Genomic DNA, 20,453 nt, shown 5'->3' with positions numbered 1-20,453 from the left:
TCTACGGCGCGGGAAAGGCCTGCCCTAGCCGGGGAATACCGGGATGTCCCGGTGCCGGTCCCGTGTCCCGTCCAGCTCGACGCGCACGGCGGCGCCGGGCACGAGCCGCAGCCGCGCCCGGTGGTTCGAGGTCACGGCGTGCGCGTCGCCGTGCCGGGACGTGCCGCTGTCCGCCGCCGAGCGGTTGCCCAGCATGCCGTCACCACGCCCGGCCGGCACCTGATGCACCGGGGTGTACTGACCCCCGGCCCGATCGTGCTGCCCGCTGCCGTGGACGGCGGCCACGACCTCGCCGGACGAGCCGCCGAGACGCGGCCCATGGATGCCGTCGACGCCCGCCTTGCCGCCACGCCCTTCGGAACCGGCCTCGGGGGACGGCGACGTCCCCGCAACGCCCGGCTGGGGCGTCACCGCCCCGGGCAGCGGCGGGAACTGCCCCGGCAGCTCGGGGAAGGCTGGGGGCGCGGGCAGGTACCCGGGAGGCTCCGGAAGGCCGGGCAGCTCGGGGAGGACGGGCAGCGTGGGTGAGTCGGACAGCCCCGGCAGCGACGGCAACACGGGCAACGACGACAGCGGCGGCACGTCGGCTTGCGCGGTCACGGTCTCCACCACGCCACCGACCGGCCGTATCACTCGCTCACCCACGGACCCCACGAGGTCCTCGGTCACCGGCCGCACGATCGACTCGCTGTCCCGGCCGTGAGGAGCCTCGGCAGCAGGACGCCCTACCGGTCCCGGCGACACGTCCGTGACCGGGGCACCGCCGCGGTCGGCGAGGTCCTGAGAGCCGCCGAAGTCGTGGTCGGTCCCGCCCACAAAACCCTGCGCCAACGACGCAGTGCCCTCTGCCGAAGTCGACTTCACGACGTCGTCCGGCCTCGCCTTCGCCGAAGTCACCGAACCCGGCGAGTCGACCGAAGCCGAGACAGTCACCGAGGCCGGAGAGGTCGCCGATGTCGTCGAGGCCGTGCCGTCCGTCGCCCGTGCCTGCCCTCCGTACAGCACTCCGAGCACGAACAACCCACCCACCAGCAACACCATCTGGAGCGCACGCCGCCCGGCCGCCGCGCGCAGCACACGCACAGCGGCACCGGACAGGGCTGCTGACCAGATCAAGAGAGGGAGGGTCCTCCGATGCGGCGGAACGAGTCGCGTAGTGGACGACGCGGTACGGGCGAGCGGAGCGCGGCGCACCGCTGCCGAGGCATCGATCCTTGCACGGGACTCCCGAGGTTGCGCAAGCCCCCCTTACCAATGGGCAGTCATATCCCCTTTCGGGGCGAACTCACCCGGTGCACCCTGGTCGTCATGTGGTGTCCGGTATCGGAAGCGGACGCTTCTCGATGGCTGCCGCCATCACTTCCGGGAACAGGTCCGGCGTACAGGCGAACGCCGGCGCGCCGAGCCCCGCCAGCGCGGACGCGTGCTCCCGGTCGTAAGCGGGCGCCCCCTCGTCCGACAATGCGAGCAGGGTCACGAACTGCACCCCCGACGCCTTCATCGCCGCCACCCGCTTCAGCATCTCGTTCCGTATCCCCCCTTCGTAGAGGTCGCTGATCAGCACGACCACCGTCTCCGCGGGCCGGGTGATCTGCGACTGGCAGTACGCCAGTGCCCGGTTGATGTCGGTGCCGCCGCCGAGTTGGGTGCCGAAGAGGACGTCGACCGGGTCGTCGAGCTGGTCGGTGAGGTCGACGACCGCCGTGTCGAAGACGACGAGCCGCGTACTGATCGACCGCATGGACGCCAGCACCGCCCCGAACACGGACGCGTACACGACGGACGCCGCCATCGACCCCGACTGGTCGATGCAGAGGATGACCTCCTTCTTCACCGACTGGGCGGCTCGCCCATAGCCGATGAGCCGCTCCGGCACGATCGTCCGGTACTCCGGGAGGTAGTGCTTGAGGTTGGCCGCGATCGTGCGGTTCCAGTCGATGTCGTGGTGGCGCGGCCGGTTGATGCGGGCGCTGCGGTCGAGGGCGCCGGTGAGGGTGGCCCGAGTGCGGGTGGCGAGCCGCTTCTCCAGGTCCTCGACGACCTTGCGCACAACGGCTCGTGCCGTCTCCTTCGTCGTCTCCGGCATCGCCTTGTTCAGCGACAGCAGCGTGCCGACGAGGTGCACGTCCGCTTCCACGGCCTCCAGCATCTCCGGCTCCAGCAGCAGGGCGGACAGCCCGAGCCGGTCTATGGCGTCGCGCTGCATGACCTGCACGACGGACGACGGGAAGTACGTGCGGATGTCCCCGAGCCAGCGGGCCACGGACGGCGCCGACGCCCCGAGCCCCGCCGAACGGTCCTTCCCCGTCTGCGGTTTGTCCCCCTTTCCGTAGAGCGCGGCGAGCGCCCCGTCCATTGCGGCGTCCCGCCCGCCGAGCGCACACCCCGTACCGTCCGCCGCCTCACCCCCCAGCACCAGCCGCCAGCGCCGCAACCGCTCCCGGGCGGCGTCGTCCAACTCGGCCACGGCTGTGGACTCCGTCGTCATACGTCCTCCTCCCCCACGCGCTCCGCCGCCCGGTCCACCGGTGCGGCCGTTCGACTCGTCCTGCGTCCGCCGACGCTCCTGCTCATCCCGCCACCCCCACCAGGCCGGCGCTTTCGTCTGCTCCCGACCCGTCCAGCCCCAACAGCAGCCGCACCAGCGGCTCCACTGCTGCGGCGCGTTCGGCGTCGAGACCGACCCCGAAGCCGGGTATGCCCGCTCCCGCCGCCTGCGTGCTCCCCCGCTGTCCCGGCCCGCGCCGCACCAGCTCGCCGAGCGTTCTGCGCACCCCCGGTTCGTACGCCGAGAAGGTGCGCCGCAGCAGGGGCAGCACGTCCGTGAACGCCTCCGCCGGCACTCGGGTCAGCCAGCCGTCGACCAGTCCGAGCAGCCGCTCGTCGTGGACGAGCAGCATCCCGCCCCCGCCGCCTCCGCCGACGAAGCCCTCGATCCACGCGGCCGCATCCGCCGGCGCCGTCCCCGGGGAGAGCGCCAGCCCCATGAGCCGCGCCGCCTCCTCCTGAGTCAGCTCCCCGTCGTCCAGCAGCAGCCGCACCGCGCGCCCCCGGATGACGCCGGGCACGGTGTCCCGAGCAGACAGGACCCGCAACACCGTGTGCCAGCGGCCGCGCAGGCCACCGTGTTCCGGTGTGCCGGCCTCGCCGAGCAGCCCCACGGCGGTGTGCACCGCGTCCACATGGCCCCGCATCTCCTGGGCCGCGTCCGCGTCGAGAGCGGCACAGGCGGGGGGCAGGCCGACGAAGATCCGCTCGGCGAGGCCGGCGGCGACCTCGGTCAGCGCTCCGGTGTCGGTGCCACGCACGTCGCCGTAGCGCAGCGAGCGGACCAGGGCCGGCAGCGCCTGGGCGAGGTGGCCGACATCCGTGTCGAGCGCCGCGCGGTCGGCGAGGATCCGCATCACCGCCGGGAGGGCGTCGGGCAGTTCGGCCAGCAGACAGCGCTCGGCGAGCCCGGTGACCTCGGCGAGGCCCTGTGCCGCCGTCGCGTCGGCCTCCGCCTTGGCGGTCGCCGCGGCAAGCACGGTCGTCCCCCACACCCCGGCCTCGGCGACCCGCACGGACAGCTCCGGCTCCCAGCGCAGCCGCCACGTCTCCCGGAAGGTCCCGATGCTGCCGCGCGACACCGTCGGCTCGCCCCAGGCGACGCCGAGCAGCCGCAGCCGGTGCAGCAACCGACTGCGCCCGGTGTCGGTCTCCTTGCGCAGGTCGAGCTCCAGCTCCCGCTCCAGCGCCTCCGGTTTGAGCCGCAGCCGCCGCTGGAGCCGGGCGAGGTCGCGTTGCAACGGCACCGCAGGCGCCGCCTCCGGCACCTCCCCCAGCACGTCCCCCACGACCAGCCGGTCGTGCACCAGCGCCAGCGGCACGTCCGAGCCCTCACACATCACGGCACGCACGGCGTCGGTGGTCTCGCCGAGGCCGGCCAGCGGACGCCCGCGCATCGCCGCGAGCGTCTCGGCCAGCCGCACCGCCTCGATGACATGCGCCGAGGAGACGATCCTGTCCTCCGCCCGCAGCAGCCCCGCCACCTTGGTCATCCACCGCTCCACCGGGCGGTCCGGCGCCGCGAACAGATGCCCGTACCATCCCGGCGAGTCGATGCCCGCGCCGTATCCGCTCGCCCGGGCCAGCCGGCGGTACGTCCACGGCACCCAGGTCATGTCGGCCTTGACCTTGGGCAGCCCCCTCACCAGGGCCCGGTCGGCGGCGACGGTGGCCTTCTGCCGCAGTGCGGGCACGTGCCACGCCCCGCACACGACCGCCACGCCACCCCCGAACTCCCGCTGCGCAGCCCGCACCTGGAGCCGCATGTACGCCTCCCGCACGAGATCCCGCTCGTGCCCGCCACTCCCGTACGCCTCCCGCAAGGCGCCCATGGCCTCCTCGAGCACGCCGAACGGAGCGAACGCATCCCTCTCGCCCAACCCCCGGTGCTCGACGACGTCCTCCCACCAGCGCTCGGGATCGTCATAACCTGCGGCATCGGCAAGCACGGCGAGCGGATCGACCCGAACGGCCGCCTCGGTCATCTCCGGTTCGGCGGCGTCGCCGGCATCCGCCTCGTCCGCCTCCGCGACGTCGGTGGCCTCCGCCTCCCCCTCGGGATTCGTCACCGTCCCCCTGCCCCACACCAGCGTGTGCGTGGCCGGAAGATCGATGAAGCGAGCCGGCACCTCGTGTTCCAGGGCCCACCGGACCGCCACCCACTCCGGCGAGAACTCGGCCAGCGGCCAGAAGGCCGAACGGCCGGGATCGTCCACGGCGTGGGCGAGGAGGGCGACCGGTGGGCGCATGTCCTCGTCGGCGGCCAGCGGGATCAGCGCGTCCGCCTCGGGCGGACCCTCGATCAGCACCACCTGCGGCCGGGCCGCATCCAGCGCTGCCCGCACGGCCCGCGCCGAACCCGGCCCGTGATGCCGCACGCCGAGCAGCAGCGGCTCGGTCCCGGGCCGCCGGCTCCCTGCCCCCTCAACGCCTGTCACGCCGTCCCCCTCGCCTCCGAGGCCACCCCAGGTCGTCGTCGACCGCAGCCTGGACGTCCCCCGTCATCTCCATCGATCCGCCCGTCGTCGAACTCCCCTGCGCGAGATCCCACCGGTTGTCGCTCACGCGCTCACCTCCCGGCAGGCCCGGTAGAAGTCCTTCCAGCCGTCCCGCTCACGGACGACCGCCTCCAGGTACTCCTGCCAGACGACCCGGTCGGCCGCCGGATCCCGGACGACGGCGCCGAGGATGCCCGCGGCGACGTCGCTCGGTCGCAGCACGCCGTCACCGAAGTGCGCGGCCAGCGCAAGGCCGTTGGTGACGACGGAGATGGCTTCGGCGGTGGACAGCGTGTCGCTGGGCGACTTCACCTTCGTACGGCCGTCGGACGTGACACCGTCGCGCAGCTCCCGGAAGACCGTCACCACACGACGGATCTCGTCGACGCCGTCAGGCACGGCGGGCAGATCGAGGGAACGGCCGATCTGGTCGACGCGGCGCGAGACGATGTCGACCTCGGCCTCGACGCTCTCCGGCAGCGGCAGCACCACGGTGTTGAAGCGGCGGCGCAGTGCGCTGGAGAGGTCGTTGACCCCTCGGTCGCGGTCGTTGGCCGTGGCAATCAGGTTGAAGCCGCGGACCGCCTGCACCTCCTGGCCCAGCTCCGGTATCGGCAGTGTCTTCTCCGACAGGATCGTGATGAGCGTGTCCTGCACGTCGGCCGGGATGCGGGTCAGCTCCTCGACGCGTGCGGTCATCCCCTCGGCCATGGCCCGCATGACGGGGCTGGGCACCAGCGCATCCCGGCTCGGGCCGTGGGCGAGCAGCTGCGCGTAGTTCCACCCGTACCGGATCGCTTCCTCCGGCGTGCCGGCGGTGCCCTGCACCAGCAGGGTCGAGTCACCGCTGACCGCTGCGGCCAGGTGCTCGGACACCCAGGTCTTCGCGGTGCCGGGCACGCCGAGCAGGAGCAGGGCGCGGTCGGTGGCGAGCGTGGTGACGGCGACCTCGATGATGCGGCGCGGGCCCACGTACTTCGGTGTGATGACCGTGCCGTCGGGCAGGGTGCCGCCGAGCAGGTACGTCGCGACGGCCCACGGCGACAGGTTCCAGCGGATCGGCCGCGGCCGGTCGTCCTGCGCGGCCAGCGCGGCGAGTTCGTCCGCGAAGGCGTCCTCGGCGTGCGGACGCAGCGCTTCTGCCGCGGGCGCGGATGTGCGCGCGCCCGCGCCCGCGGTTGTAGGTGTGTCCACGCCCGTGTTCGCGGGCGCGGACCCGTTCTGGCTCGGGTCGACGGACGTCGGTTCTACGGACACAGGCATGGCTGAGTCCCCCTCCAGCTCGGCCGGTTCGGTTCTGGCATCCACGGTGCACCACGCCACTGACAATGCGATCTGACCTGCGAAAACGTGCTGGCGACCGCGTTCGCGAGGCCGATTGTCAGTGGGGGGATCTACCTTCGATGCCATGACTCAGCAGGGGGTGCGCTGGACTGCGGATCAGGTGCTGGCACTGGCGCCGGACGCAGCGTCACGCAAAGCGGGAAGCAAACTCGGTGCGGCGGGGCCGTGGTCCGAGGCAGGCAGTTCTGACGAGGGGACGCTGTGGGGGCTGTGCAAAGGCAGCGGCAGCAAGCCGTATCAGACGGTCATCGACATCGCGGACGCGTCCGGTCCCGCGTACAAGTGCAGTTGTCCGAGCCGCAAGTTCCCGTGCAAGCACGCGCTGGGGCTGCTGCTGCTCTGGGCGGGCGGCGACGGCGCGGTGCCACCGGGCAAGGCGCCGGACTGGGCCGAGCAGTGGACAGAGGGGAGAAGGAAGCGTGCTGCGGAGAAACGAGCGGCGGGCGCGGGCGGTTCCCCGTCCGGCTCCGCTGATCCGGAGGCGGCGCGGCGCCGGGCGGAGCGCCGGGCCGAGCGGATCACAGCGGGCGCGACCGAGCTGGAGCAGCGCCTGACGGACCTGCTGCGCGGAGGGCTGGCCGCGGCGGAGCAGGCGGGGTACGGGCTGTGGGAGGAGACGGCGGCCCGTATGGTCGACGCCCAGGCTCCCGGACTGGCCGGTCGCGTAAGAGAGTTGGGTGCGATCCCGGCGCCCGGTCCGGGCTGGCCGGTGCGGCTGCTGGAGGAGTGCGCGCTGCTCCACCTCCTCGACCAGGGCTGGCTGCGTCGCGACGGCCTGCCCGAGGGACTGGCGGCGACGGTCCGTTCCCGCATCGGTCTGCCCGCGTCGGCGGACGGCCCGCCGGTGCGCGACCGCTGGCTGGTCCTGGCCCAGTACGACACGGCGGACGCCCGGCTGACGACCCGCCGGATCTGGCTGTACGGCGCCGAATCCGACCGCACCGCTCTCCTTCTCTCCTACGGCGCCGCCGGCCGGGCCCCCGAGCTCGCACTGCCGGTAGGGCTGACCCTGGAGGCGGAGGTGTCCGCCTACCCGGGTGGGAGCCGGCAGCGCGCCGCCCTGGGGGAACGGTTCGCGGCGCCCACGCCCACCTCGATACGTCCACCAGGAGTGACGACGACACAGGCGGTAGCCCGCTACGGCGACGCCCTCCGCGCCGACCCGTGGCTCGACTCGGTCCCGGTGACGCTGGACCGGGTCATACCGACCCCGGACGGCGACTCATGGCAACTGGCGGACGCCGACGAGGACGCGGCACTGCCGCTCACGCCCACTGCCCGCTCACGCCCTGGCCTCTGGCGGCTTGTAGCCCTGTCCGGCGGCACCCCTGTCAAGGTCTTCGGCGAGTGCGGCCACCAGGGCTTCACCCCGCTGACGGCCTGGCCGGCGGGGGCGGGCGAAGCGGTCCAGCTGTGCTGAACCGCGGCCTCTCGACGCCTCCGACTCGGCTCCTGGCGAAGTGGCCCAAGTGACGCCGCCCGCTCCGAACTGACCCACTCCGAACCACCCACGGCACCGCCCTCGAAAGGACCCTCGTGAACAGGACCTCCGCTCCTGTGGATTCGCCCACGTCGGGCGTCTGGGAGGAGCTCGTCACCACTGCACTGCTCGGCACGGACCGGCGTACGCCACCCGGCGCCGCACCCGGCCGGGAGGCGCCCGTGGCGCTGCTGGACGCCGCGGCCATGGAGACCGTACGTCGGCGAGCCGGACTGCGCCCGGCGCGGCCGGCCCAGCGCCCGGCACCGGCCCCCGAGGACCCGCGCCCCCCGCTGCCCGCAGCGGCGGCCCACAGGCTCGCGATGCTGCTGGCCGACCGTTCCGGCACCGCGGGCGGCGGCCGCAGAGGCACCGCACCGGACCTCATGGAACTGCTGCCCCAGTGGCTCGCGACGGCGAACGCCCGCGGTTTCGCGGCACCCCCTGAGGCCCTGCCCGCCCTGCTGGACGCGGCCCGGGGCCGTACGGATCTGCGGCCGGCGGCACTGACCTTCGCCGGACCCCGTGCCCTGTGGCTCGCCCGGCTCAACCCGGACTGGCGATTCGCGCTGCGCGCGACACCGGGCGGAGGCACGTCGCTGCCGCACCTCGACGACACGGACAAGGTGCAACAGCTGTGGCAGGAAGGCCTGTTCGCCGAACGCGTGGCCCTCCTGGCAGCCATACGCGCCCATGAACCCGGCACCGCACGTGAGCTGCTCGCGACAACCTGGGCGACGGAGCGGGCCGAGGACCGGCTGATGTTTCTCGACTCACTGCGCACGAATCTCGGCGACGAGGACGAGGCGTTCCTGGAACAGGCCCTGTCCGACCGCAGCCGCAACGTCCGGGCGACGGCAGCGGAGTTGCTGTCGGCGCTGCCCGGCTCGGCGTTGGCCGCTCGCATGGCGGTGCGGGCCGGAGCCTGCGTGGCCGTCGACCACACGCGGGACACCCTGACGATCACCGTCGAGGCGCCGCACGAGTGCGACGCGGCCATGGAGCGGGACGGGGTCGTCGCCAAGGCTCCGGCAGGGCGGGGTGAACGGTCCTGGTGGTTCGGCCAGTTGGTCGAGGCGACGCCTCTCGAAACGTGGCCGGGTCGGCTCGGCGGCCGGACGCCCGAGGAGATCGTCGCTCTGCCGGTCACGGACGACTGGCAGGGCGAACTCCACGCCGCCTGGTGCCGGGCGGCGGTAAGACAGCGGAACGCCGACTGGTCGCGGGCCCTCCTGGGAGCGCCCAGGGCACCCGAGGCGGGCGGCCCGGGGGCGGTGTCCCTGGCCGAGCGGGCCAAGCTGCTGAGCACGCTGGGCACCGACGAACGCGCCGAGTGGGTGGCCGGCTTCATCGCGACGCACGGTCTGTCCGAGGCGTTTCAACTGCTGGGCGTGTGCGACGTGCCGTGGGCGCCGCGACTCGGGCGCGCGGTCGTCGACGCGCTCAACATCGCGCGGGACGCCGGGAGTTATCCATGGAGTTTCAGCGGAGTGATGGGCCTGGCCGAACGCTGTCTGTCCCCCTCCGAGGCCAACCGCCTCGACGGGCTGCTGGCGGTACCGGACGAACCCGAGAACGCGTCACCAGGAGCCGGCGGCTACTGGGCCGAGGCCTTCCAGCGCCTGGTCGCCACGCTGCGTTTGCGTGCCGCCATGGCCGAGGAACTGGGAGCGGAGCAGGAGGAGGGGCCGCTGGCCCTTGCCTGAGCGGCGGACCGGCCGCCATCCGGACCCGCACCCGCAAACAGGCCGACACCCGGACACGCCCCAAAACGGACCGCTGTCCGGCCACGAGCCACTCCAACGGCCCATCACCCGAACACCGTCACTCCAACGGCCCACCGCCGAAACCGAGCCACACCAACGGCCCACGCCCGGACACACGCCACACCAACGGCCCACGCCCGGACACACGCCACACCAACGGCCCACCGTCCGGACCCGGTCCACGCCAACAGACCACCGCCCAAACCCAAGCCACACAACCAACGCGAACGCCACCCGCGCCCGCCCCGGACCTACGCCCCCGTCGTCTGCCGTACGTTCGCCCGTACCCAGTCCACGATCGACGCGGTCGTGGCCCCCGGCGTGAAGATCTCCGCGACGCCCTTCTCCTTCAGCGCAGGGATGTCCCCCTCGGGGATGATTCCGCCGCCGAACACCAGGATGTCCTCCGCGTCGCGCTCCTTGAGCAGGTCGATCACGGCTGAGAAGAGCGTGTTGTGCGCCCCGGAGAGGATGGACAGCCCGATCGCGTCCGCGTCCTCCTGGATCGCGGTGTCCACGATCTGCTCGGGCGTCTGGTGGAGGCCCGTGTAGATGACCTCCATACCGGCATCCCGCAGCGCCCGTGCGATCACCTTCGCCCCCCGATCGTGGCCGTCGAGTCCCGGCTTGGCCACCACCACGCGGATCGGACCGGCTGCCACACCCATCACTGCCTCCAAGAAGCGATTACATCCACCCGTACCAACAAGTACCGGCCACTATCGACAAGTACCGCACAGAACGGTGCCCACCAGGACAAGGCCACCCACCCCGCAACCACCGGGGAAGTGAACGAACGTTATCTCCAGCATCCCGCAACCGGCAGTTTCGCGATGCAGACCGAGGGGGAAATCACACAGTGGGACATATTCGCCGCGCAGTGTTCCAAGTCTCCGCGGCCACCCCCGCGCACCCACGCGGACCAGGGGCCGTGGAGGGGAACACGCGCAAAGAGAGCCGCAACGAGGTCGCCGTACCTCCACGCCGCAGGCCGCGCGTCGTGGGGTGCGGCGCATCGACCGGAAACGAAGGGCACGACAAGCAGACAGGGCACGTAGGGCAGGCCCCCACCCCACTCCCAACGGCGCCACATACGCCATACAAGGGCCAGCCCCACCCACCCGCCGAAACAACCCCACTCGCGCCCCGTCACCACCTCCGTCGCGGCTCGCACGGGCGCACACGGGGGACAGAGCCGTCCTCCGCGTGCCGACAGGAGGTCGGCCATGAAGGTCACGCAGGTCACCAGGGCGCTGCTGCCCTTTCAACCGCTCTGCCACCGCCTGCTCCCGAGCAGCCTGGCGGGGCTCTCACTGGCCATCCTGAAGGCGGCCGCCCTCGAGGTCGCGATCCTCGCGGGCCACCTCCTCCTCTACCCCTCCGGCATCATTCAGGAGCGCCGGACGCCGCCCGCCCTGGTCCCCTCCCAGGACGGCGCGGCGCGCCTGCCGACGCAGGCCAAACCCCCGGTGGTCCTCCTGCATGGTTTCATCGACAACCGCTCCGTCTTCGTCCTGCTGCGCCGTTCCCTCGCCCAGCACGGCAGGCAGCACATCGAGTCACTCAACTACTCCCCCCTGACCTGCGACATCCGTACGGCGGCCAAGCTGCTCGGCCGGCACATAGAGGAGATCTGCGAGCGCACGGGCAGCACTCAGGTCGACATCGTCGGACACAGCCTCGGCGGGCTGATAGCGCGCTACTACGTCCAGCTGCTCGGCGGCGACACTCGCGTCCGGACCCTGGTCACGCTCGGCACCCCGCACTCCGGCACCCGAGTGGCCCCCTTGGCGAACGCGCACCCCATAGTGCGCCAGATGCGCCCCGGCTCAGCCGTCATCGAGGAGCTGGCCGGTCCGACGCCCGGTTGCCGTACGCACTTCGTCAGCTTCTGGAGCGACCTCGACCACCTGATGGATCCGCTGGAGTCCGCCTGCGTCGACCACCCCGACCTGCTGGCGCAGAACGTGCGGGTGAGCGGGATCGGCCATCTGGCCCTGCCCGTGCACCCGGCCGTGGCGGCCGGAATACGGCAGGCCCTGGACGGCGCCTACGACACCACCCCGCAGGGAAACGGGTCTGCAGCGCACTCCGACGACCTCACCGTGGCCTGACAACACGACCGTGGCCGGCCAGTAAGACCTCGAACAATCTTCGAACACAAACCCAAACCCGTGCCCGCAGTCCCCCGAAACACGGCCGATTGCCCGTTTCCTGCGCGCGCGAAACCTGCCGAAGATTGTCGTGCCCGCGTACCGCCGGGTACAGTCACCGCACTGCTCTGCCAGCCCCTGTTGTCGAGGCGAAAGAGAAGTTGGTGAACGACCGTCACCCGTCGGGGACCATGACCACCCCGGCTCCGGCTTCCGAAGCCGCCTCGGCGCCTTACGCGCCGTACGGCACGCAGGAAGCCCAGTACGGCGACTTCACCACGTACGGCGCCTACACCGCCAACGGCTTTGACACCGGCAGCCACGCCACCGCGGCCACCACGACGTTCGAGGCCGACCCCCTCTTCGGCGACCTCACGGGCAGTGGTCACGACACCGGCGCGTACGAGACCACGCAGTGGTCCACCGGCAGCCATCAGACCCTCGACTACGACCCGTACGCGGCCCAGCATCACGCCGCCTACGACACCGGCGCCTACGACACGACCACCTGGGCCACCGGCCACCAGCAGCTCCCCCTCATCCCGCAGCAGGCGGGAGCGCCCGACGCCAGCGGCCAGTGGGACGCGAGCGCATGGCTCCAGCCGGAGCAGCAGCCCGGCGGCCCCGCCGACCAGACCCACCAGTGGGAATGGGGCACGCAGACCTTCGACTCCGGCGCATACGACGCCACGCAGTGGAACTCCGACGGCACCACGGGCACCACGACCGACGCCTACGAGCAGCACGCCGAACCCTTTCCGCAGCAGGCCGAGTCCTACGAGCACCACGCCGAGAACTTCGGCTCGCACGCCGAGCCCTTCGACCAGCAGGCGACCGCCACCTTCGAGCACGTCGACTACGACGAACCGAACGCGGGTGACGGCGAGTCGGGCGTGACCGGCGAGACGCCCGCCACGACCCCGCCCCTCCTCGACGACCAGGAGGAGGTCACCCCGGCCCCGGCCTCGCGGGCGGCCTCCCGCAGCGGGGCCCGCTCCCGTCGCCGTACGCCCGCGAAGCGCTCCGCGCTGCTGACCGTCGCCGTGCCCTCGGCGTGCGTCATGGGCGTGGCGGGCATCGCCGCCGCCTCCGTCGGCAACCTCGGCGGCGACGACCAGGACACGTCGACGACCGCGGCGGACGCCCCGGCGGTGAAGCCGTCGGCCGCCAACAACCAGTTGGACACCCAGCTCGAGAGCCTCACCGCGGAGGCCGACGACTTCGCCGACCGGGCCAGCCGTACCCAGGAGCGCATCGACCTCAAGGCGCAGCAGGCGGCCGAGAAGAAGAGGGCGGCGGCGGAGGCAGCCCGCAAGGAACGGCTGCGTCCCAAGTACGCCCTGCCTGTCGCACAGCACGGGCTCAGCGCCTACTACGGCCAGGCCGGCATCAACTGGATGTCCGTGCACACCGGCATCGACTTCCCGGTCTCGTACGGCTCGACCGTGATGGCCGCGACCGACGGCACCGTCCGTACGGAGTGGAACAGCGCGTACGGCAACATGATGATCGTGACGGCGATGGACGGCACGGAGACCTGGTACTGCCACCTCTCCAGCTACCAGGTCGCGTCCGGTACGACCGTCAAGGCCGGCGACCCGATCGCGCTCTCCGGCAACTCCGGCAACTCGACCGGACCGCACCTGCACTTCGAGGTGCGGCCGGGCGGCGATTCGGCGGTCGACCCGCTGGCCTGGCTGCGCAGCCACGGGCTCGAGCCGACGTAAGCCCCGAAGCTTCCCCTGAGCCCCCGCCGAGTGAGCGGGGGCTCACTTCGTACCGCCCGGAACAGCTACAGCTTCTCCACCGGCGCGTACCGCAGAAGCAGTCGCTTCGGCTTGGTGTCCCCGAAGTCGATCGTCGCCTCCGCGTTCGTGCCGGTGCCCTTCACCGCGACGACGGTCCCGAGCCCGAACTGGTCGTGCGTCACCCGGTCCCCCACCGCGAGGGAGACCACGGGCTTCTCGGCGGTCCGGCGCGTGGCGAACCCGGACGCGCCCGACGCCGACGAGCGCGAGCGGGACGAGGACAGCGACGCCGCCACGCCCGAGACCGGGCCCGCCGGAGCCGGGGAACCACCCGTGCGCTTCCAGTCCACATGCGCCGCCGGGATCTCCTCCAGGAAGCGGGAGGGCGGGTTGTACGAGGGCTGCCCCCAGGCGCTCCGCATTGCCGAGCGCGTCAGATACAGCCGCTCACGTGCGCGCGTGATGCCGACGTACGCCAGGCGGCGCTCCTCCTCCAGTTCCTTGGTCTGGCCGAGGGCACGCATGTGCGGGAAGACGCCGTCCTCCATGCCGGTCAGGAAGACGACCGGGAATTCGAGGCCCTTGGCGGTGTGCAGGGTCATCAGCGTGATGACGCCGTCGCCCTCCTCCTCGTCCGGGATCTGGTCGGAGTCGGCGACCAGCGCGACCTGCTCCAGGAAGTCGGCCAGTGTGCCCTGCTCGCCCTCGGTGCGTTCCTGCTCGAACTCCAGGGCCACGGCGGCGAGTTCCTGGAGGTTCTCGATCCGGGTCTCGTCCTGCGGGTCGGTGGAGGCCTGCAACTCGGCGAGGTAGCCGGTGCGTTCGAGCACTGCCTCCAGGATCGTCGCGGGGCCGGCGCCGGACTCGACGATCGTCCGGAGGTCCTCCATGAGCGTGTTGAACCGCTTGACGGCGTTCGTGGAGCGCGCGGCCATGCCGTACGCCTCGTCCACGCGCTTCAGCGCCTGCGGGAAGCTGATCTTCTCCCGCTGGGAGAGGGCGTCGATCATCGCCTCCGCGCGGTCGCCGATGCCCCGCTTGGGGACGTTGAGAATACGGCGCAGCGGGACCGAGTCCTCCGGGTTGGCCAGCACGCGCAGGTAGGCCAGGACGTCCCGGACCTCCTTGCGCTCGTAGAAGCGCACGCCGCCGACGACCTTGTAGGGCAGGCCGACGCGGATGAAGATCTCTTCGAAGACACGGGACTGGGCGTTCGTCCGGTAGAAGACGGCGACGTCCCCGGCCTTCGCCTCGTCCGCGTCCGTGAGGCGGTCTATCTCGTCGGCGACGAACTGGGCCTCGTCGTGCTCCGTGTCGGCGACATAGCCGGTGATGCGCGCGCCCGCGCCCGCGTTGGTCCAGAGGTTCTTCGGGCGGCGGGACTCGTTGCGCTCGATGACGGCGTTGGCGGCGGAGAGGATCGTCTGGGTGGAGCGGTAGTTCTGCTCCAGCAGGATCGTCGTCGCGTCCGGGTAGTCCTCCTCGAACTGGAGGATGTTGCGGATGGTCGCCCCGCGGAAGGCGTAGATCGACTGGTCGGCGTCACCCACCACGCACAGCTCGGCGGGCGGCAGGCCGCCCTCGCCGGGTGGTACGCCCTCGTCGTGCTCGCCGGTGCCGACGAGTTCGCGTACGAGGGCGTACTGGGCGTGGTTGGTGTCCTGGTACTCGTCGACGAGTACATGGCGGAAGCGGCGGCGGTAGTGCTCGGCGACGTCCGGGAAGGCGCGGAGCAGGTTGACCGTCGTCATGATCAGGTCGTCGAAGTCGAGGGCGTTCGCCTCGCGCAGTCGCGACTGGTACAGGGCGTAGGCCTGGGCGAGGGTCTTCTCGAAGCCGTCGGTGGCCTGGGCGGCGAAGTCCTCCTCGTCGATCAGCTCGTTCTTGAGGTTGCTGATCTTGGCACTGAAGGACTTGGGCGGGTAGCGCTTGGGATCGAGGTCCAGGTCGCGGCAGACCAGGGCCATGAGGCGCTTGCTGTCGGCGGCGTCGTAGATCGAGAACGACGACGTGAAGCCGAGCTTCTTGCTCTCCCGGCGCAGGATGCGCACGCACGCGCTGTGGAAGGTCATGACCCACATCGCGTTCGCGCGCGGACCGACGAGCTGCTCGACGCGCTCCTTCATCTCGCCGGCGGCCTTGTTGGTGAAGGTGATCGCGAGGATCTGGCCCGGGTGCACGCCCCGCTCGGCGAGGAGGTGGGCGATGCGGTGGGTGAGCACGCGGGTCTTGCCGGAACCGGCCCCGGCCACGATGAGCAGGGGGGAGCCGGAGTGGACGACGGCGGCGCGCTGGTTGTCGTTCAGCCCCTCCAGGAGCGCTGCCGTGTCCACGGCCGGACGCGCGGCGCCGTCGCGGTAGTACGCGTCCCGGTCCGGGGGCACGTCGAACTTCCCGCCGAACAGATCGTCCGGGATCGACTCCGGAACGTGATCGTCCTCGGGCGGCGGGTGTTCCTCGTGGGCCCGCGGGGCCTGGAGGTCCGCCAGGAAGCTGTCGTCAAAGAGGCTGCTCATCGCTCTCCGAGTCTAGGGCGCCCCACCGACAACCCGCGGCCGCCCCGAGAACATCCCCGGCCGGAATACCGTCGATCTTGACGATGAGGCCGGAATCACATCGGCTGCAGCGGCCGACGACCTTCCATCCCTGCCCACCCCCACATCGGCTTACTCTCCGAGCCCACCCCACTACCACCCGCGACCACTGACTGAAGGTCACGAAAATGTATCGGGCATATCACCCACCAACCTTCACACGCACCACACGAGTTGGCTACCGTGCCGGGCAGGCCGTACGACCCCCACCGGCGAACGTCGCCGGGCCGCACGGCCTCCGCCGAGTCCGGTGCGCCCCCGTGGCTGCCGGAGCCGGGGACCCAACCGACTCTGGGGTGAATCGGTCCGACTCCCTTCCCGGGAGGGGACCGTAGGGCAACCCTTCCGAACCACCCGCCCGAACCCGACAGCTAACCCGGTAGGCGGCCCATGGAAGGAGTCGCCTCCCTTGGCGTCGCACCGTAAGTCGCGTCCCACGGGCGCGCGCGTCGCAGGCATACGGACCCCCGCGCTTGCCACGGCTGCCCTCACGTCTGTGGCCCTGCTCTCCCAGACGGCCAATGCCACCCCCTCGGCCGACGACAAGCCGAGCCTCGAAGAAGTCGAGAAGAAGGTCGACGACCTCTACCGCCAGGCGGAGTCGGCGACCGAGAAGTACAACGCAGCCAAAGAGAAGACCGCGAAACAGCGCAAGCAGGTCGACACCCTCCTCGACGACGTCGCCCAGCGCACCCAGAAGCTCAACGAGGCGCGCGAGGAGCTGGGCTCGTACGCGGCGGCGCAGTACCGGACCGGCGCCTCCGCCCCCGACACCGCGACCTTCCTGCTCGCGGACTCGCCGCAGGACTACTTCGACCAGACCCAGCTGATGGGCAGGCTGACCAACCGTCAGAAGGGCGCGGTCGACGACTACTTCACCCAGCAGTCCGCGACGATGGAGAAGCGCCAGGAGGCCACCGAGAGCCTCGAGACGCTCACGGAGTCGCAGAGCGATCTGAAGACGGCCAAGGCCACCGTCCAGAAGAAGCTCGCCGACGCCCGCGAACTGCTGTCGCAGCTGACCGCCGAGGAGAAGGCACGGCTGGCGGCGATCGAGAAGAAGAAGCAGGAGGAGGCCGAGCGCAAGGCCGCGGAGCTCGCCCGGCAGCAGGCGGAGGAGGAGCGGCAGCGCCAGGAGGCCGCCGCGCAGCAGGAGGAGACCGGAAGCGGCTCCTCCACGGAGACGGGCACAGGGACCGAGACGGGCTCCGGCACCTCGGCCCCCGACTCCTCGTACGCCACCAAGGCCGAGAAGGCGCTCGCCTTCTCCCGCGCGCAGATCGGCAAGCCGTACGTCTGGGGCGCGACCGGCCCCGACTCCTACGACTGCTCCGGTCTCACCCAGGGCGCGTGGAAGGCCGCCGGCGTCTCCCTCCCGCGCACCACCTACGACCAGGTGAACGCGGGCACCACGGTCTCCCTCGCGGCCGCCCAGCCCGGCGACCTGGTCTTCTTCTACGACGACGTCACCCACGTCGGCATCTACATCGGCAACGGCATGATGATCCACGCCCCGAAGCCCGGCGCGTACGTGCGCGAGGAGTCGATCTACTACGACGGGGAGTCGTCCATCCACAGCGTGGTACGACCGGCCTGACGGGCGGAGGCAAGGGGCGGGCCGGATGGCACGCCCCGGGGAGGCTTCCGTGGGCACGCGCGCGTGGCGGGGTTACGCAGGCACGCGCGCGTGGTGGCGTTTTTCGCAGGCACGCGCGTGGGGTGCTGTTGGGCAGGCGCGTACGAGAGGCGCCTGCAGGCTCGCGCGCCCGCCGAAACGGCGCACGCTCGGTGTGAGCCCATTGCCGCGCGCCCGCGTGGTTTTCGACGTGCCCGCGCGCGTGGCCCGCTCGCGCGGCGCGCGGGGCTCCTTAGCATCGGCGCATGCCCGGCTCCTCCCCCCTCCGCGCCTGGTGGGCGCAGCATCCGCCGGCGGCCGGGGCCGCCGTCATGGCGACCGGCATCGTCTCGGTCGGCCTGCACCTGACGGGCTACGAGGTCCTGTCCCGGATCCTCCTCGTGGCGGCCTGCGCGGCATGGCTGGCCCTGGCGGCGGACCTCGTCACACGGCTGCTGCGGCAGCGGGCGCGCTGGATGACGGAGGCGGGAACGCCTGCGGTGCTCACCGCCGTCGCCGCGACCGCCGTGCTGGGGACCCGTTTCTCCGCGCTGGACCGGCAGCCCCCGGCCGCGGCGCTGCTGGCGCTGGCCACGCTGCTGTGGCCGGTGCTGCTCGTGCCCGTTGTGCGGCACCGGCAGCGGCGGCGTATGCCGGGGGCGGTGTTCCTCGGGGCGGTGGCGACACAGGGGCTCGCCGTGCTGGGCGCGACCCTCGCGCAGGCCGAGTCGGCGGCGTGGCTCGCACATGCGGCGCTCGTACTCTTCTGGCTGGGCCTCGTGCTGTACGGCCTCGCCCTGGCCCGCTTCGATCTGCGGCAGGTGATCGAAGGGCCGGGGGACCAGTGGGTCGCGGGCGGCGCGGCAGCGATCTCGGCGCTCGCCGGGGCCAAGCTCATCGCCGCCGACGGACCGGGCCTGTACCTCTGGAACGACGACAACAGCGGCGTCCTACGGACCGTGACCGTCGCCCTGCTGGTCCTCGGCCTGGGCTGGTACGCCGTACTGCTCGTCGGCGAGGTGGTCCGGCCGCGTCCGCGCTATGACGTGCGCCGCTGGTCCACGGTCTTTTCGATGGGTATGACGGCAGTGGCGGCCCTGGCCGTCACCACCGCTGTCGACGTCTCATGGCTCGAGTGGCCCGGGAAGGTGCTGCTGTGGATCGCGGTGGCGGCGTGGCTCGCGGTAGGGGTCGGGGCGGTCGCGGCCACCCGGGAGGCCGTACGCCCCGCGGCGCCCGGGCACCGCAGGCCGTGAGCCGCGGGTCTCGGCCGGGGCTCAGGTCCAGAGCACCGCGATGAAGACGTTCGCCATGGTCAGCAGGCCCACCAGGCCGAACAGACCCTTGTCCACCTTCTCCTCGTCCCGCTTCACGTAGACGAGACCGAGGATCACGATCAGCAGGGCCAGCTTCACGCCGATCTTGATGTTGTTGACGGACTGATCGTCGGCCTGGTTGAGACCGACCAGGATCACGCCGGTGACCAGCATGGTCAGCGCACCGTGCAGCATCGCCGGGCCGAATCGGGCGGTGCCCTCGCCCATCGCCTTCATCTGGGTGAAGAAACCGCCGAGCAGGGCGGCGATGCCGATGATGTGCAGGCCGACGAAGAGGTTGATGAGTACGTCCATGGAGCCGGAGCCTAATCAGGGCCCGGGCACCACCCGGCACCGGCCCGCCGACCCGGCGCCCGGCGGTCTGAGGCGCGGGACGCGGATGCATATATGCGCGCCATAGCACCTCCGCATGCACGCATGCCCCGTAAACCGCACATCGGTCATCGCGCTGCGTGAAGGCGACGGCCACGGACCGGGATCACGGTCACATACGGTCGCCCCGCGGTCCCCTCATGTCAGTTCCGCACAACGCGTTACCGGTCCGACACACCCAGGTCTAGCGTCCTGCATCAGGTGACCGGCTCCCCACCGCCGTCCGGGCCAGGGGCGGCAGCCGGACACCTCCGCCGAGAAGGTCCGGCGGCGGCCCCGCTCCCCCTGCACGGGCCGCCGCCGGACGCGGAGACCGCATCGGAGCGTCCCACGGTCCGCCCGGTGGCCGTACGGACCAGCGGTCGTCCGGGGCGTCCAAATCGTCCAGGTCGTCCGAGTCGTACGAAAGGACGTGCAGTCCAATGGCAGCGCACCGCAAGCCCCGACAACGCTCGGCGGGCGGCACCAGGGCCCGTACGGCGGCGACGATCGCTATCGCGGGAGCGGCGAGCGCGACCGGCGTCGACGGCATCGGGCACGCCGAGCCGCAGCTGACGCCGGGGCAGGTCAAGGCCAAGGTGGACAAGCTGTACCAGGAGGCCGAGGTCGCCACCGAGAAGTACAACGGGGCGAAGGAGAAGGCCAAGACGGCGGAGGAACGGCTTCAGTCTCTGCAGGACGAGGCCGCCCGCAAGGAGGAGCAGCTCAACTCGGCGCGGGATGCGCTCGGTTCGTTCGCCGCGGCGCAGTACCGGAGCGGTGGCCTCGACCCTGCGCTGCAACTCGCGCTCTCCGAGGACCCCGATCGGTACCTCGACGGCGCCACGTTCGCCGAACGCGCGGGCGACCGGCAGTCCGCGGCCGTGGCGCGGGTCCGCAGACAGCTGCGCGAGATCGAGCAGTTGCGCGGCGCCGCACGCGTCGAGCTGACCTCGCTGCAGTCGCGGCAGGCCGAGCTGAAACGCCACAAGAAGACCATCACCGGGAAGCTGGACGCGG

14 protein-coding genes and 1 riboswitch are annotated in these 20,453 nt (G+C 71.7%); of the genes, 7 read left to right on the top strand and 7 right to left on the bottom strand.

Going from position 1 to position 20,453, the window contains the following annotated elements:
• Window positions 1-24 precede the first annotated feature (24 nt).
• The 4 genes from ACTWQJ_RS12915 to ACTWQJ_RS12900 form a co-directional block, all read right to left on the bottom strand.
• On the bottom strand, window positions 25-1,116 hold the full coding sequence (locus ACTWQJ_RS12915) for a hypothetical protein (RefSeq protein WP_443306774.1): 1,092 nt from the start codon (window positions 1,114-1,116) through the stop codon (window positions 25-27).
• A 190-nt stretch (window positions 1,117-1,306) separates the two neighbouring features.
• Window positions 1,307-2,488 carry a vWA domain-containing protein gene (locus tag ACTWQJ_RS12910; protein WP_443306773.1) on the bottom strand — a complete coding sequence of 394 codons (1,182 nt, stop codon included), beginning with the start codon at window positions 2,486-2,488 and terminating at the stop codon, window positions 1,307-1,309.
• A gap of 82 nt (window positions 2,489-2,570) precedes the next feature.
• Window positions 2,571-4,985 (bottom strand): DUF5682 family protein, encoded by a 2,415-nt coding sequence (locus tag ACTWQJ_RS12905; RefSeq protein WP_443306772.1) that lies wholly within the window; start codon window positions 4,983-4,985, stop codon window positions 2,571-2,573.
• 123 nt (window positions 4,986-5,108) lie between these two features.
• Window positions 5,109-6,308 (bottom strand): ATP-binding protein, encoded by a 1,200-nt coding sequence (locus tag ACTWQJ_RS12900; protein WP_443306771.1) that lies wholly within the window; start codon window positions 6,306-6,308, stop codon window positions 5,109-5,111.
• 145 nt (window positions 6,309-6,453) lie between these two features.
• Between ACTWQJ_RS12900 and ACTWQJ_RS12895 the strand changes: the two genes are divergently transcribed.
• Window positions 6,454-7,809: an SWIM zinc finger family protein gene (locus ACTWQJ_RS12895; protein WP_443306770.1), complete on the top strand. Its 1,356-nt coding sequence runs from the start codon at window positions 6,454-6,456 to the stop codon at window positions 7,807-7,809.
• A 116-nt stretch (window positions 7,810-7,925) separates the two neighbouring features.
• Window positions 7,926-9,575 (top strand): DUF5691 domain-containing protein, encoded by a 1,650-nt coding sequence (locus ACTWQJ_RS12890; RefSeq protein WP_443306769.1) that lies wholly within the window; start codon window positions 7,926-7,928, stop codon window positions 9,573-9,575.
• Between the two features lie 311 nt (window positions 9,576-9,886).
• Here the strand turns inward: ACTWQJ_RS12890 and ACTWQJ_RS12885 are convergent, their stop codons facing one another.
• The gene (locus ACTWQJ_RS12885; protein WP_224735418.1) at window positions 9,887-10,303 is read right to left on the bottom strand and encodes a cobalamin B12-binding domain-containing protein; all 417 of its coding nucleotides are present in this window, start codon (window positions 10,301-10,303) and stop codon (window positions 9,887-9,889) included.
• Between the two features lie 558 nt (window positions 10,304-10,861).
• Here ACTWQJ_RS12885 and ACTWQJ_RS12880 point away from each other — a divergent pair.
• Together ACTWQJ_RS12880 and ACTWQJ_RS12875 are read left to right on the top strand one after the other, a co-directional pair.
• The gene (locus ACTWQJ_RS12880; RefSeq protein WP_443306768.1) at window positions 10,862-11,749 is read left to right on the top strand and encodes an esterase/lipase family protein; all 888 of its coding nucleotides are present in this window, start codon (window positions 10,862-10,864) and stop codon (window positions 11,747-11,749) included.
• Window positions 11,750-11,952: 203 nt separating this feature from the next.
• Window positions 11,953-13,515, top strand: coding sequence for a M23 family metallopeptidase (locus tag ACTWQJ_RS12875; RefSeq protein WP_443306767.1), 1,563 nt, complete (start codon window positions 11,953-11,955; stop codon window positions 13,513-13,515).
• 65 nt (window positions 13,516-13,580) lie between these two features.
• On the opposite strand, the gene pcrA is transcribed toward ACTWQJ_RS12875, so the two are convergent.
• On the bottom strand, window positions 13,581-16,052 hold the full coding sequence (gene pcrA / locus ACTWQJ_RS12870) for a DNA helicase PcrA (protein ID WP_443306766.1): 2,472 nt from the start codon (window positions 16,050-16,052) through the stop codon (window positions 13,581-13,583).
• A gap of 307 nt (window positions 16,053-16,359) precedes the next feature.
• Window positions 16,360-16,531: riboswitch (cyclic di-AMP (ydaO/yuaA leader) on the top strand.
• Window positions 16,532-16,539: 8 nt separating this feature from the next.
• On the opposite strand from pcrA, the gene ACTWQJ_RS12865 reads away from it, so the two are divergent.
• Both ACTWQJ_RS12865 and ACTWQJ_RS12860 read left to right on the top strand, forming a co-directional pair.
• Window positions 16,540-17,727 (top strand): NlpC/P60 family protein, encoded by a 1,188-nt coding sequence (locus ACTWQJ_RS12865; RefSeq protein WP_443306765.1) that lies wholly within the window; start codon window positions 16,540-16,542, stop codon window positions 17,725-17,727.
• A 284-nt stretch (window positions 17,728-18,011) separates the two neighbouring features.
• Window positions 18,012-19,001, top strand: coding sequence for a tellurite resistance/C4-dicarboxylate transporter family protein (locus ACTWQJ_RS12860; RefSeq protein ID WP_443306764.1), 990 nt, complete (start codon window positions 18,012-18,014; stop codon window positions 18,999-19,001).
• Between the two features lie 21 nt (window positions 19,002-19,022).
• Here the strand turns inward: ACTWQJ_RS12860 and ACTWQJ_RS12855 are convergent, their stop codons facing one another.
• Complete coding sequence (locus tag ACTWQJ_RS12855) at window positions 19,023-19,376, bottom strand: hypothetical protein (protein WP_443306763.1); 354 nt, start codon at window positions 19,374-19,376, stop codon at window positions 19,023-19,025.
• A gap of 500 nt (window positions 19,377-19,876) precedes the next feature.
• Here ACTWQJ_RS12855 and ACTWQJ_RS12850 point away from each other — a divergent pair.
• A partial coding sequence (locus ACTWQJ_RS12850; RefSeq protein WP_443306762.1) for a coiled-coil domain-containing protein occupies window positions 19,877-20,453 on the top strand: 577 nt, incomplete at its 3' end.

The organism is Streptomyces sp. KR55 (genome assembly GCF_052245645.1).
In the GTDB taxonomy this organism is placed as follows: Bacteria; Actinomycetota; Actinomycetes; order Streptomycetales; family Streptomycetaceae; genus Streptomyces; species Streptomyces flavusporus.
This window is presented reverse-complemented; position numbering and strand designations above follow the sequence as displayed.

Excerpts from the sequence above, each read along its gene's own strand:
- ACTWQJ_RS12910 (WP_443306773.1), bottom strand. The coding sequence starts at position 2,488 with ATGACGACGGAGTCCACAGCCGTGGCCGAGTTGGACGACGCCGCCCGG.
- ACTWQJ_RS12900 (WP_443306771.1), bottom strand. The coding sequence starts at position 6,308 with ATGCCTGTGTCCGTAGAACCGACGTCCGTCGACCCGAGCCAGAACGGG.
- ACTWQJ_RS12860 (WP_443306764.1), top strand. The coding sequence starts at position 18,012 with ATGCCCGGCTCCTCCCCCCTCCGCGCCTGGTGGGCGCAGCATCCGCCG.
- pcrA (WP_443306766.1), bottom strand. The coding sequence starts at position 16,052 with ATGAGCAGCCTCTTTGACGACAGCTTCCTGGCGGACCTCCAGGCCCCG.
- ACTWQJ_RS12880 (WP_443306768.1), top strand. The coding sequence starts at position 10,862 with ATGAAGGTCACGCAGGTCACCAGGGCGCTGCTGCCCTTTCAACCGCTC.
- ACTWQJ_RS12895 (WP_443306770.1), top strand. The coding sequence starts at position 6,454 with ATGACTCAGCAGGGGGTGCGCTGGACTGCGGATCAGGTGCTGGCACTG.
- ACTWQJ_RS12885 (WP_224735418.1), bottom strand. The coding sequence starts at position 10,303 with ATGGGTGTGGCAGCCGGTCCGATCCGCGTGGTGGTGGCCAAGCCGGGA.
- ACTWQJ_RS12855 (WP_443306763.1), bottom strand. The coding sequence starts at position 19,376 with ATGGACGTACTCATCAACCTCTTCGTCGGCCTGCACATCATCGGCATC.